Origin of the sequence: Vibrio sp. 1F253 (assembly GCF_041439295.1) — a bacterium.
GTDB lineage: Bacteria > Pseudomonadota > Gammaproteobacteria > Enterobacterales > Vibrionaceae > Vibrio > Vibrio tasmaniensis_A.
In genome coordinates, this window is the sequence record NZ_JBGONU010000004.1 from 13,085 (window position 1) to 26,268 (window position 13,184).

Consider the following 13,184-nt stretch of genomic DNA (forward strand, 5'->3'; position numbering starts at 1 on the left):
CATTGTTCTAATATTGAGCTAGCTTTACAAACTTTATCTGATGACGTTTATATGTCGGTAACTCGTTTTATACTCAAGTTATTATAATTCAATAGCTTAGTGACAGACTCGGGTGTCAGTAAAGTTGACGATGACTGTTTTCTAGAGATGGTGTGCAAGTAAAATAAGATCGCTTATGATTAATAAAACCGATTGGTTGCAAGCGTTTTATCGAATTGTGTTATTTGGCTGCAGTTTCAAAGGAATGGATGAAGATGAAATTTGATGATCTCAACGATAGCGAGTTGTGGGCGATTGCTAACCCGATCATGGACAATTTGATGGACGGTTCAACCAAGGTTGACCATGCTCAACACTGCCGAGACTTTACGCAGCGCATGAAGGATATTGTGACGCCTGAGTATCTGGAAAAGGTGTGTCATCATTATCAGCACAGTAATGGCTTTTTTGCTGAACGTGAGCCTGTGGCGCTATTCAGACGCTCCGATTCCATCGCCTTTGTTTGGAAGCAAGCGTATACCATTGCGAAAGGCGAATTTGTGGCAGAAATGGTGTTAGTTGAAGAAGACGGACGTTATTTAGTGGATCACGTGATGGTCTTCTAAAGAGAGGGCTTTCTATTTGTTAGACGATTTTAAGTGTCGAGATAGAACATTATCTGACACTTTAGAAATCAAACAAGTAATCGCTGATCTGATCCGCTAACCAATTCATACCTGGGTGTTCTGCCATACCTGCCGCGGTAAACATACAGTAGTCTTCTTGAGTCAGGCCATATGTGTGCTTGATCACTGCCAGTTCTTGTTCACGCAATAAATGGCGTATTAATGGCTCAGGCATTACGCCCCATGCATCTTCTCTTAGAATCGTATCCAACATAAAATCGAAGCTAGAAAAACCAATGTATCGGCGAGAGAAGGGCTCAAGCTCAGGGTTATCTTTTTCATTGAGATAAACCATGGTCGCTTGCATCGAATTTCTTAGTACTTCATCCGACACTCTTCGCATCGCACTCAAATCATGCCCTTTCTTACATACCGACATCATTCGGATCTTGCCGAGTGGGTTGTAGATAATTCTTGGGTCGTCGACACGCTCGTAATCGACACCAAACGCAAAATCAACTTGCTGAGTTTCGACAAGATTAGCCAAGTCGCCACTAGACGCGAGAACGAAGTTGAAAGAAGTGGAAGGGTATTTGTTGTTTAGGGCGTGCGACAAACTTTGCCACATTTCATCGGGAAGGGAATCGTCGCGTGCGATCCAAATCTCGGCGTTGAATTCACCCGAAACATGTAAGCAGGTTTGCTTAATGCGTGCTGCCGTTACCAACATGCCTTCGCAATCTTTGTAGATGGCTTTGCCTGCTTCAGACAGTTCGACATGGTTACCGCTGCGAACAAACAGTTCGACATCTAACTCTTTTTCCAAGGCTTTGATCGACATGCTCAGTTTGGTTCGGTTGCATTCAAGCTGTCGAGCAGCTTCAGAGACGGATCCTAAATCAGCAACAGAACAAAAGGCTTGGACTTGAGAAAGGTTCATTTCATTTCCATATTGAGCGGGTGGCGGTGCATATTATCTGAATATTGTGCTGACTATCTTAGAAATAGTCCATCTTTGCATGATAACTCTATGACGAATTGACTAATTTGGTTTATTCTGGGGGCGTTCCGAACCTACAAGAAGTAAAGATGGAGGCCATGATGGCGAAACAATGGGACGAGTACGCACCTGATTGGGATAACGACCCCGCTACTGCTGTATTCGCACAGTCCGCATTTGACCAGTTAACACAGCTCGTTGATTTGAACGGAACCCGTGTCCTTGATTTTGGTTGTGGTACAGGATTACTCAGCCAGAAAATATCTCCTTTTGCAAAAGAGATCATCGCTCTCGATATCTCAGAAGGGATGATTGAAGAGTTAGATAAAAAAGAGCTGTCTAATGTAGAGCCCGTCGTTGATATCTTATCGCGCGGACTTGCAGCCCAACACCCAGCATTCAGAAATCAGTTTGACTTAGTGGTAGCCTCTTCGGTATGTGGCTTTATTCCGAACCTACAAGATACGGTCAGCCTTATTTATACTCTGTTAGAAAACGATGGGGTTTTTGTACACTGGGATTGGTACTTAGAAAACGACAGCGAAGATTTTGGGGTCAGCGAACAGCGCTCCCAGAATGTATTGAGCGCAGCAGGTTTTTCGATTGTTGAAGTCTCAACACCGTTTTCAATCGACACCCCACAAGGTACTTTGAAGGTTCTGATGGGTGTAGGCCGTAAACAAGTGGTTCCTCACCTATAGGTTACTTGTCTGTAGTTGACGTATCTGGAGTTGACGTATAGATAACTCCAGATAACTGCACTCACGCTTAATTGACTAAACCCACATCAACGATCTTTGGATCCGTTATGTGGGTTTTCTATTTATACGCACTTGCGTTTTAAACTAAACGGTTCAATTAAGCGGCCTAATCTCTTCTGCTCATTCTTTCCCTTCCCCAACGACAATCATCGATAAACAACCATCGTTAATTGGCAAATGGCCAATTTAAAAACTGTCTATTCACAAAATTTATAAGCTATCTATTCATAAATTACTAAGTTACAAATGGTGTTTTCCATTTTGGAAATGTAGGCTTGCATACATTTCATTAGTGGAAATGTAAGTGTGAGATATAAAATAAGCCCATAAGAATATTAAGGGTTTAATCATGAGCCACCAATCTGCGTCATCTACTTCTTCAACACTTTCAGAACAACAACAATGCTTTAGCAATATCATTTCAGATGCCAACCTGTCCCCAAAACAGAAGTCGAGCTATCTTGCCTTAGAAGCTGAAGCCAGTCTGCCGTATATGCCGGTAAGCAATGAAGTAGAGCAAGCCTTACAACAAGGTGTGCTGTGTGACATGTTTGAAGGTCACGCCCCATTTAAGCCGCGCTATGTGCTTCCTGATTATTCTAAATACTTACATCAAGGCTCCAAGTATTTAGAGCTTAGCGCGGCTACTAATTTCGACGAAGCATTGAACATGCTCACCATCCTTTATCATCACGTTCCATCAGTGACTTCAATTCCGGTTTACTTAGGCCAGTTGGACGATGTGTTGATGCCTTTTGTTGGCGGTTTGACGGATGAGCAGGTATACCAAAAGCTGAAGCTGTTCTGGATCATGCTGGATCGCACGCTGCCAGATGCCTTCATGCACGTTAATATTGGCCCTAGTGACAACATTGTATGTCGCACTATTTTACGTGTGGATGCTGAACTCAAGCAGATCGCACCTAACTTAACCTTTATGTACGACCCTGCAGTCACATCTGATGACCTGCTTCGTCATGCTGCGAGCAATATCTGTGAATGCAGCAAGCCGCACATTGCCAATTATCCTGCACACGCCGCTGCGTACGGAGATAAGCGTTTTGGCATCGTGAGTTGCTACAACTCTTTGCCTCTGGCGGGTGGTTCAAACACGCTAGTACGTATGAACCTCAAGCAAGTGGCTCTGAAATCTGAAGACAGCGTAGACTTCTTACAGCAAGTACTACCTAACTACAGCAGCATCATGATCGAATTGATGAATGCACGTAGTCGCTTCTTACATGAAGAGTCTAACTTCTTTGAAGGCTTCTTAACCAAAGAAGGCTTGATTGAAGAAGATCGCTTTGCGCCAATGTTTGGTATTTATGGTATGGCAGAAGCGGTCAACATCTTAATGGAAAAAGAAGGCAAAGCAGGGCGCTATGGTCGCGATGAGTCGGCAAACCAGCTCGGTCATCGTATTTCCGAAAAGTTGGCTGAAATCGTTGAAAGCTCGGAAGTGAAATATGGGCTGGAAGGTAAGGCTCTGTTACACGCTCAAGGTGGTATCAGCCTAGATGAAGATGTGACGCCGGGTGTACGCATCCCTTATGGAACAGAACCGGATCCAGTGTCTTACGTACGTGCGACGGCTGGTCACCACAAGTTCTACACGTCGGGTATCAGCGACATTCTGACCATCGACGAAACGGTGAAGTCCAATCCAGAAGCGATGTTCAACCTGTGCAAAGGGGCGATTCAAGCGGGTTACCGTGAGTTCACCGCTAACGTAGCATCGAACGATTTGGTTCGTGTGACAGGTTATATGATTAAGCTGTCTGACATTGCCAAATATGACGAGCAAGGTTCACGCACCAATACCACTTTCCTTGGTGCTGAAGCTGCAAAAAATACGGGCATACTAGAGCGTAAACCACGCGTAGCGAGCTTAGAGATGTCGCCGACATACGAATAGCTTTAACGTACGCATGTTATGTGTTTCTCGAATACGAACAATGTGAATTATGAAAATTTCTGATCTAACAACTCAAATGGCTAGGGTTAAAAATAATAAGACAGAAAAACAAGCGAAGGTCAGCCGTGTGCTGACCTTTTCTTGTGTTGATGGACCAGGAAATCGCTTGGTGCTGTTCCTACAGGGGTGTAATTTCGATTGCATCACTTGTCATAATCCACACACCATCAATCACTGTAACCATTGTGGAGACTGCGTGAGTGGCTGCCCGAGCAGTGCTCTGAGTCTTATTGAAGGCAAAGTGAAGTGGGATCCGTTAGCGTGTACCAACTGCGATCAGTGCGTCGATATCTGTGATCATAAGTCTAGCCCCAAAATCACCACGATGACGGTATCAGATGTGCTTGAACTGGTTAGGCACAATCAATTCTTCCTGAGCGGTATTACCGTTTCGGGTGGCGAGGCGACCATGCAATTGCCGTTTATCATCGAGCTATTTCAGGCGATCAAAAGCGATCCGCAATTGGCACACTTAACGTGTTTTATTGATAGTAATGGCTCGTTGACACAGCAAGGTTGGGATAAGGTATTACCTTACCTTGATGGTGCGATGATCGACCTAAAATCATGGCAATCTGAAACGCATCAATGGTTAGTGGGTAGAGGGAACCATCGAGTGTTTGAAACCATTAACTACTTAGCTGATAAAGGCAAATTACATGAAGTTCGGTTACTGCATATTCCTAATAAAAGTGACCTAGATATCGAGGTAGAGCAGGTCGGGTATTACTTGAAGGGTTTGCCAAGTGATGTTCGAATTCGGTTAAATGCGTTTCAACATCATGGGGTAATTGGCGAAGCTTTAGAGTGGCCTAAATGCACCGAACAACAAATGCAGAGCTTTCACGATAAGCTCTACTCAATTGTTCAAAGAGCAATGCAAACCCCTGAGGTATATACTTAGTCTCTTATCAAATTTCAGTCTTTATAAAACCAGTCTTGTTAGTTCAATCTGCTTCTAACAAAGGTCTAGGCTTCTAAAAACAAGTCACACAACCATTTGATCGCCTGATCATTCATGTTTGGCTTGTTCCATACCAAACTATACGCTACTTTTCCGTAATCAAAAGGAAGCGGCTTACTTACCAAACCTTGTGCTTGTTTGGCATGCTCAGCCCATTGTTTTGAGCAAGTGAACAAGAAAGGTGTGTGGTGACATAGCACCGCAGCCGCGCCAAAGTCCGCTACCGATATCGCCATATCTCTAGGCTTATGACATTGCACTAAGTTTTGCTCAAAGTAAGGCTTAGACAGTTCGTTATCTAAGATTCCAATGTGTTTGTAATCTAAATAGCCTTCAACCGTTAGTTCTTGCTGAGCGAGAGGGTGGTGTGCACCCATCAAACAAACCATTTCATCAGGAAGAATCGTTTCCCACACCAGCTCTTTATTATCCGTTGGGGGTTGAGAGATATCGTGTGGCAACAGGATCAAGTTGACCTTACCACTGAGCAAAGCATCGAATCCAAGTTCTTGTTTCGAATAGATATTAAGTTTGGCTTTTGGTGCAAGTTCAGTGGTGATTTTGCTGATCTTCGAGGCAAACACTTCGAAGGTACTTTCACGCATCGAAAGTGAAAAGCTGCCTTGATACTCCTGAGGAGTAAAACTCTTTTGGTGAAGTAACCCGTTCATGCTGGAAAGAATCGCGTGAACAGTGGGCGCTATTTTCAGGGCAAAGGGAGTCGGGATCAGCTTGGTGCCGTCTCGATAGAAAAGTTCGTCATTAAGGATGTCACGCAGCTGAGACAATGTCTTACTCACACTCGAAGGGCTGACAAAGAGTTGCTCTGACGTTTGAGTGACGCTGTGGGTGTTCAGCATAATATGAAGCGCAGTGAGGTGTTTAAGGCTCACTCGCGATAAATGTAAGTAATCCATACACAACTCACTCAATGCGTGACAACGGTCGGTTTAAGGTTTTATAACAGAAACTAGCGCGCTAACTTGTGATGAGCGCGCGAAAAGTGACCCGCACAGAATGCGCCTACAATCGATAGCTCACCCGCCAAACATAAAGCCGCACAAACCTCAGCTAAGGCTTGTGATTTACCGTTGCCGTGTAGCCCTAGTAAATCGAGACACGCTTTTTGGCTTGGTAGGCCAGTACCGCCACCGACTGTTCCTAACATCAAGTTAGGCAGCGTTACACTCGCGTACAAACCACCTTCTTTGTTGAGCTCCATACGAGTCATACCAATCGCAGACTCAGCAACACACGCCGCGTCTTGACCGCAAGCAATGTAGAGTGCAGCAAGTGCATTGGCATAATGAGCATTGATACCAATCGTACCGCTTAGAGCGCCACCGACTGTGGTCATTTGTCCGAACTGCACCATCTTCTCTGGTGTGGTGTGGAGGTACTTAGCGACAAGTTCAGCAGAGATATTGACCTCGGCTGTGACTTTTTTACCACGAACGCTGCGCAAGGTTTGTGTATTGGCTTTCTTATCGCCTGATAAGTTGCCATCAAGGAAAGCATGATCGGGCTTAACCGGCGTATTTTCTATGATGTACTCAAATACAGCGTTGGTCGCGATAGTTACCATATTCTGACCAGAAGCGTCTCCGGTTAGAAATTCAAACACCAAGTAAACATGGTTACCTTCGATGTTGATATTGATGTCGGTAAGTTTGCCGTGCGACGTTGTTGATTCAGCTAAGGTTTTAAATTGGTCATACTGGGTCACTGCCCATGCCACAAACTGTCCTGCTTCAACTAATCCTTGGAATGCGAAACCAGGAGTGCGTGTTACGCCTTCATTGAGCAACATTGCACTTGCACCACCACAAGCTGTGATCAGCTTTGAACCACGGTTATACGACGCGACAAGCGCCGCTTCAGTGGTTGCAAGTGGGACTAGGTAGTCGCCTTTAGCAAACAGGCCATTGACTCTTAAAGGGCCAGATATACCAACAGGGACTTTTACCGTGCCAATAAAGTGCTCTATGTTTTTCTCATAAGCCTGAATCTGGCTTTGAGTATGAGGGTCGAGCAGTTCTTGCTGCGAGTCTGCATTATCGAGAGCCGCCCAGCGACGTGTAAGGTTTTTTTCAGTCAGGTAAGGGCTCGGAGTCAGTTTATTCACTGGCTTATCAAAATGAGGCTGGAGCTTCTTTTCTAATTCGTCTGCGGAGATGTCGCCTCCTAAAATAGAAACATAGTCACGGCGATGCAGATTTAGTTTTGGCATAAATAGTATGAAGTAAAGTTTGTGCAGCAAAATTGATTTGCGCTGATTCTACCGAGTAATAAACCAGAAACAAGTGCCTGATATAATGAGTTACAGTTTGTATGGATTTAGAGCCATTTGTTAGTCAAAAAGAGGGTAACCATCAAATCGATAAATAGTAGCTCGAATCAGATATGGATATCGAGAAGGCTACCAATGGCTTCGTTTTGACGATCAACCACACTCGCACCAACACGGTTGTAATTTGCGCTCTGTGTCAGCTTTAATAACGCTTCAGTAGAGGAAGAAGCTGGTTCAGGCTCTTTCTCTTTAAACGAAATGGGTTGTTCAGGTTCTATTTGATTGAAGCTCAAATCGCTAGTTTGGAAAGTGTCGTTGGTTTTTGGAGAGTGTTTGGAGTTTTGGTTAAGCTCGATAGCGGCTTCTTCAGCCATGTTGGTTGACTGCTGAATGATGGCGTAACCAGATTGAATACCAGATATCGACATAGCAGAACCTTTTATTGACGTATGAAATGAGTCTAGGCGGACGATATTTTGAGTGCAATGGAGAACGGCTACAAATTACTAAGATCAGGTGGATTTAAGCTAAAATAGTGACATTAGTCTATTAATTGAACAACTCATTCAGTACGTTTAACTCTTCATCTGTCAAAAGAGAAGGTTGATCTGTTTCAAGGTTTTCGTCTATTTCACCTTGAAGTGCTTTCAATTGCTGCGGGTTAAGGAGCTGTATTTTCTGCTTAAATGCTTCAAATTGCTGTGTATTCATAATGAGACCTTAGTTCAAATCCATATGCTCAATAGAGCATAGCTTACTGATTCAATAAATCAAACAAGATTAAGTGAATATTAAATGAAGTTTGAAGTTTCCTAAAACTAAGACAACTATAGATCCCTTTGGTTGTTTTTTGTCCGAGGAATGTTAGGCAAAGTTATGGATGAGTCAATCAAAGTCAGCAAGTTTACATGCGTGTAAGATTTGAACGGCCCTTGTAGATAAAGGGTAGGCAAGTGGTTGCTCTACCTAGATGAGCCTTTTGGTAGAGCAATGTATAAACACACGGAGTGTTCAAAAAATGAGCAGTTTCGTTATCTTTTTGTTTTTACTGTTGTTTTGTTTTTCATCTTGAAACTTCTTTTTCAAGCGGCTTTTCAATCTTAACTTTAACTGCAAATTTTGTGGCTAAGGTATGCAGTTCTGGAAGCATTCGATAAATCAAATGTAGCTGTTGTAGAACCATTCTAACAGAGCTCTCATCCTCTTCTCTCCATTCACTTAAACGCTTATCAAGTTCAGGATCGTAAGCGTTTTTTACTTCGCATTGTTCTTGATGACAAAACAGCTGGTCGTTGAGAGCGTCGAGATGCTCGTGTATTACTCTGTGTGCGTCCAGTACCAGTTTGTGTGTTGCTTCGTCATCGATACGTGTTCTATGAGCTCCCAGAGCAGAGATATAGCTGAGTAGTGCATGATTGAGTGTTAGGAATCGGAAGCTCTCATCTTCAGATGTACGATACTTACCCGGCTCAACCAGCATGCTACTAACAGCGGCAGTCAGATTTGCATCATTGTTATGTGCACTGCGGCGTGCAATACGATAGCTAAGGCTGTCTTTTTTGCCTACACGGTATTGGCCAATGATCTGAGCGAGATAATCTTTATTGGAATCAAGCGCATCTGCCATCACCTTGTGAAGTCGTTTTGATTGCCAGTCCGGTAAGATATAGCTAACCGCTAAAACAGCGAGCGCGCTGCCAATGAAGGTATCTGCTAGTCTGGGCAATACAACTGCGTAGCCTTCCCCTAATTGATTGAAGCAAAAGAGCACAAGCAGTGTGATAAAGGCGGTCGCGAAACCGTAGTTATTGATACGGAAAGCGAAGAACATCACGCCACTGACCACAATGAATACCAGCTGACTCTCTTGAGATGGGAAAAAGGTCAACAACGGTACTCCAATCAACAAGCCTGCGACGGTGCCAATGACACGAGCCGTCAGCTTTTGTCGCGTTGCACTGTAGTTTGGTTGGCACACAAACAGTGTTGTTAGCAAAATCCAATAACCTCTTTCAATCTCAAAACCTTGAATGATCCCGTAGCCGAGCGTCAATGTGATTGCCATACGAATTGCATGACGAAACAGCATCGAGTCGGTATTCAGGTTGGCTTTGATCTTGTGCCACATTGCCGTCAAAGTATGAGGGTTGGTATCGTCCAATACGTCTTCTTCCAACTTTTCCGCATCCGGGTTACTGATATTCGAGAGCTGCTTTTCGACGGTAGCTAGGTTATTGAATAAGTAATCCAGTTGGTTGAGCAGTGATTTCCACTCGGGCTTGTTCTGTTGGTTAAGATGGTTAAGCGAAGACATTAACTCATCAAGTGCTAATACAGACTTATCGCCATGTTGGTATTCAGCTCCGACTTTCAATGAGCTCGCCACTTCTTTACAGGCTGTGGCTTGGGCTTCTAGTAGATACTTGAATCGAAACAACACATCAGAGCGTTCAAAGTGCTTTGCCAGCTCTTGATAGCGGTAGTGGGTAGAGCTCACGCGTTCATGAATGTCTTGTGCGATGAAATAGGTGTTTAGGAATCGGTCACTCGGACCATCAATGTGCCCGCGCTTAGATCGGTTAAGCAGTGTTGCTTTACACATGTTGAGTGCATTAACGGTACTGGCGTTTAACTTAGCTTCAATAATGCGATGTGGCTGAGGAATAAGGTCAGATACAGGGTAGAAGAGTTCCGCTTTTGAGCCGATGTAATTGCCGATTTGATCGAATACCGTCGCCAGGTTTTGCTGTACGGGCTGCATCGGCCAAACAATCTGCCAAATCATCGACATGAAGTAGTACCAAGCGGCGCCGGTTAAAAGTAGAAGCGGTTGAAACCAAAGGTTGGTGCTCTCATGGGCACCGAGCATGGTATAGATAGCAACAAGCAGCGAACCAAACGCGATACTGGCATATTTAGGACCAATTGCCCCAAGTATAATAAAAGAGAAGGTTGAAACGAAAAGCCCTATCGCGAACAGCCAAGGGGTGTCGAAGAGAATTTCAATAGAGAAGGCTGCAACGGCAAAACAGATAAAGGTTAGCGTGAGTGCTTTCAAACGTCCGGTAAAGCTGTCATCACTTTCAGCAAGAGCCGCAGCAATAACCCCTAAAATTAATGGTGTGATCAGTGTGTTTTGACCATAATACCAAGCAGGTACTACAACACCGAGCAGAGTGATGAGAATTAATACGCTGTAATTTATGGTTTTATTCGCCCAATAAAGGCGTAGTTTTGCTGAGAAGTCCACAGTCGCTCACTTGACACACTAAAACCATAATCCTAACAGAAATCAAGCACAAGAATTTGATACTTATCCATAATTGCCCCTAGGTGGTCATGAAAGCGTCGATAAGCAGTGAGACATTATTAATTCTCACTGCATCATGATATAAATTCAATATTCCCAATTAAAGAGCACGCTCCAATGCAGCTAAGCGCTAATAAGACTGCACAGTTTTTTATTCAAAATGAATATCATCAAGTTGAGCTTGATGGTCCACGCCTGCTGTTATCTTCAGTAGGCAGTGAAGAACGTATCCCTTTCACTATTTGGAGTGGCAAGATCGCGATAAAGCGCGGATTGTTTTGGGGATCGTTGCAGTTTTTTGCTAATCAACAAGATGGCAAACAGCGAAGCTGGTTAGTCCAAGGCCTTCCATGGGAACAATGTCGTCAATTTGCGCGCGCATCGGTTGCTGCTTATCAGAAGTGGCATGACAGACAATGTGAACAGTTGGCAGAGCACGTTCCTCAATGGGAAGATGAATTGACACGTCTTGAGCAACTTCCTGCTTTCCTACCGCATTCTAAAGTGAAGACTTGGGTCGACATGGTCAACGCAGGTCTGGAAAATATGACGATGACTCTAGAGGAAGCGGCACAGCGCATGCCAAACCGCATTGCTCGAATGCAGCCATGGTTGTCTGAAACGGAAATTCAGCAAGCCGAGAGGAATCAACAGTGGTTAGAGACAGAAAGACAAAATTGGGAAGTATTGTTTGCTCAATGTGAGTCGTCACCCCTGAACTTATCGCAACAATATGCGGTCTTGATGAATGATGATCACAACCTTATTTTAGCGGGCGCAGGCTCAGGTAAAACCAGTGTTCTCACAGCTCGCGTCGCGTATTTATTGCAAAGCCACCAAGCTCAAGCTGAAGAGTTGTTACTGCTCGCCTTTGGTCGTGAAGCCGCGGAAGAGATGAAGCAGCGCCTTAACAGCAAAATTGGCATATCAGCCGAGAAGGTGCAAGTCAGTACTTTCCACCAGTTGGGTCTAAAGATACTGAATCAAGTTGAACCCGAACGCGTGGTTATTTCTCCGATCGCACTCGATGACAACCAACGCCAAGCATGGTGCATTGATTGGTTGAAGAAGCACTGGATGACGCCGACCAACTTTAAACGTTGGCAAAAGCACTTGTCTAAATGGCCAATTGCTTATTTAACCGGTGATGATGAGCTAGGTAGTCATGTTTCAAATCTTAAATTGATTGGTTGGCTTGAAAAGCAACTTGAACAGTTGAATGCATCGGGTTTAACGAAAAAAGAAGTACAGCAACAACTGATTGATCACCGTGACTATACGCGCCTCAATAGCGAGCTTTCACTGTGTTGGCCATGCGTAACCGCTTGGCAAAAGGAATTGAAAGAACAGAATCATATCGACTTCTCAATCATGATCAGCCGAGCGACACAGTATGTCGAGAAGGGGAAATTCATTTCGCCTTGGAAGTTCATCATGATCGATGAATATCAAGATATCTCACCAGATCGTTTAGCCTTGGTTGAAGCCTTGTGCAATCAATCGAAAGCGCAGCACCAAGCTTCTATTTTTGCCGTAGGTGATGACTGGCAGTCAATTTACCAGTTCGCGGGTGCAGATGTTGATCTAACGACGGGCTTTAAAGATCGTTTTGAGAGCTCGACAATTCATCATCTAGATACGACTTATCGATTTAACAATCAGTTAGGTTCGGTTGCCAATCGCTTTGTGCAGGAAAACCCGATTCAACTACCAAAAGAGCTCAACAGCTTCAAACAACAGAAGCAGAAGTCGGTTTATAGTGCGCCAAGCAAAGAAGTTGAGAAGATACTCGATCAGATAAACAGGCAAGCAAAAGGTAAAGCGAATAAATCCGTTATGTTGCTTGGGCGAAATCATTACCACAAACCAGAGCTGTTGGAAGACTGGAAAAAGATCTATACCTCAATTGATATCAGCTTCATGACTTGTCACGCGAGTAAGGGTAAAGAAGCGGATTTCGTGATTATTCTTTGCGTTGATGAAGGACAGTTCCCCGCGAAGAAGAAACAATTGCACATTGATGGCGCGTTGACTGAATCTTCGGATGTGTTCCCTTATGCGGAAGAGCGTCGTTTGTTTTACGTGGCAATGACGCGAGCGAAAGAAAAAGTATGGATCACGCACAGTGGCGACGGTTCTGGTTTTGTACAAGAACTGCATGGCTCTGATTACCCTGTCGTTCGTAAAAAGTGATGTCACTTGGCGTAATTGTCTAAGACTAGATCTTCAAGCACGCTCTCTATGCTCATTAGGGCGTAAGCTATTATCATTAGCGTGCT

At 44.1% G+C, this 13,184-nt stretch carries 11 protein-coding genes; 5 read left to right on the forward strand and 6 right to left on the reverse strand.

The annotated features are described in order from the left end of the window. Window positions 1–254 precede the first annotated feature (254 nt). Window positions 255–605 (forward strand): hypothetical protein, encoded by a 351-nt coding sequence (locus ACED28_RS03160; RefSeq protein WP_009845584.1) that lies wholly within the window; start codon window positions 255–257, stop codon window positions 603–605. A 61-nt stretch (window positions 606–666) separates the two neighbouring features. Here ACED28_RS03160 and ACED28_RS03165 read toward each other — a convergent pair whose 3' ends face one another. Then, window positions 667–1,545, reverse strand: a complete 879-nt coding sequence (locus ACED28_RS03165; protein ID WP_009845583.1) for a LysR family transcriptional regulator — start codon at window positions 1,543–1,545, stop codon at window positions 667–669. 161 nt (window positions 1,546–1,706) lie between these two features. Here ACED28_RS03165 and ACED28_RS03170 point away from each other — a divergent pair, with 161 nt between their 5' ends. The 3 genes from ACED28_RS03170 (at window position 1,707) to ACED28_RS03180 (ending at window position 5,245) form a co-directional block, all read left to right on the forward strand. Then, entirely contained in the window at window positions 1,707–2,306 is a 600-nt protein-coding gene (locus ACED28_RS03170; protein WP_009845582.1) for a class I SAM-dependent methyltransferase, read from the forward strand. Between the two features lie 409 nt (window positions 2,307–2,715). Then, the gene (locus tag ACED28_RS03175) at window positions 2,716–4,281 is read left to right on the forward strand and encodes a YjjI family glycine radical enzyme (RefSeq protein ID WP_371708306.1); all 1,566 of its coding nucleotides are present in this window, start codon (window positions 2,716–2,718) and stop codon (window positions 4,279–4,281) included. Between the two features lie 49 nt (window positions 4,282–4,330). Next, a complete protein-coding gene (locus ACED28_RS03180) occupies window positions 4,331–5,245 on the forward strand; it encodes a YjjW family glycine radical enzyme activase (RefSeq protein WP_371708305.1) in 915 nt (304 codons plus the stop codon). Between the two features lie 65 nt (window positions 5,246–5,310). Here the strand turns inward: ACED28_RS03180 and ACED28_RS03185 are convergent, their stop codons facing one another. The 5 genes from ACED28_RS03185 to yccS form a co-directional block, all read right to left on the reverse strand. After that, window positions 5,311–6,222, reverse strand: a complete 912-nt coding sequence (locus ACED28_RS03185) for a LysR family transcriptional regulator (protein ID WP_009845579.1) — start codon at window positions 6,220–6,222, stop codon at window positions 5,311–5,313. Window positions 6,223–6,275: 53 nt separating this feature from the next. Continuing rightward, window positions 6,276–7,535 (reverse strand): hydroxymethylglutaryl-CoA reductase, encoded by a 1,260-nt coding sequence (locus ACED28_RS03190; protein WP_029223050.1) that lies wholly within the window; start codon window positions 7,533–7,535, stop codon window positions 6,276–6,278. Window positions 7,536–7,702: 167 nt separating this feature from the next. After that, the gene (locus tag ACED28_RS03195) at window positions 7,703–8,023 is read right to left on the reverse strand and encodes a hypothetical protein (RefSeq protein WP_009845577.1); all 321 of its coding nucleotides are present in this window, start codon (window positions 8,021–8,023) and stop codon (window positions 7,703–7,705) included. 121 nt (window positions 8,024–8,144) lie between these two features. After that, entirely contained in the window at window positions 8,145–8,306 is a 162-nt protein-coding gene (locus ACED28_RS03200) for a hypothetical protein (protein WP_009845576.1), read from the reverse strand. A 352-nt stretch (window positions 8,307–8,658) separates the two neighbouring features. After that, window positions 8,659–10,845, reverse strand: coding sequence for a YccS family putative transporter (yccS, locus tag ACED28_RS03205; RefSeq protein ID WP_017098466.1), 2,187 nt, complete (start codon window positions 10,843–10,845; stop codon window positions 8,659–8,661). A 177-nt stretch (window positions 10,846–11,022) separates the two neighbouring features. Between yccS and helD the strand changes: the two genes are divergently transcribed. Further along, window positions 11,023–13,098, forward strand: a complete 2,076-nt coding sequence (helD, locus tag ACED28_RS03210) for a DNA helicase IV (RefSeq protein WP_371709259.1) — start codon at window positions 11,023–11,025, stop codon at window positions 13,096–13,098. The last annotated feature ends 86 nt before the right edge of the window (window positions 13,099–13,184 follow it).

Coding starts and splice junctions, on each gene's coding strand:
- ACED28_RS03160 (WP_009845584.1), top strand. CDS start 255: ATGAAATTTGATGATCTCAACGATAGCGAGTTGTGGGCGATTGCTAAC.
- ACED28_RS03165 (WP_009845583.1), bottom strand. CDS start 1,545: ATGAACCTTTCTCAAGTCCAAGCCTTTTGTTCTGTTGCTGATTTAGGA.
- ACED28_RS03170 (WP_009845582.1), top strand. CDS start 1,707: ATGGCGAAACAATGGGACGAGTACGCACCTGATTGGGATAACGACCCC.
- ACED28_RS03175 (WP_371708306.1), top strand. CDS start 2,716: ATGAGCCACCAATCTGCGTCATCTACTTCTTCAACACTTTCAGAACAA.
- ACED28_RS03180 (WP_371708305.1), top strand. CDS start 4,331: ATGAAAATTTCTGATCTAACAACTCAAATGGCTAGGGTTAAAAATAAT.
- ACED28_RS03185 (WP_009845579.1), bottom strand. CDS start 6,222: ATGGATTACTTACATTTATCGCGAGTGAGCCTTAAACACCTCACTGCG.
- ACED28_RS03190 (WP_029223050.1), bottom strand. CDS start 7,535: ATGCCAAAACTAAATCTGCATCGCCGTGACTATGTTTCTATTTTAGGA.
- ACED28_RS03195 (WP_009845577.1), bottom strand. CDS start 8,023: ATGTCGATATCTGGTATTCAATCTGGTTACGCCATCATTCAGCAGTCA.
- ACED28_RS03200 (WP_009845576.1), bottom strand. CDS start 8,306: ATGAATACACAGCAATTTGAAGCATTTAAGCAGAAAATACAGCTCCTT.
- helD (WP_371709259.1), top strand. CDS start 11,023: ATGCAGCTAAGCGCTAATAAGACTGCACAGTTTTTTATTCAAAATGAA.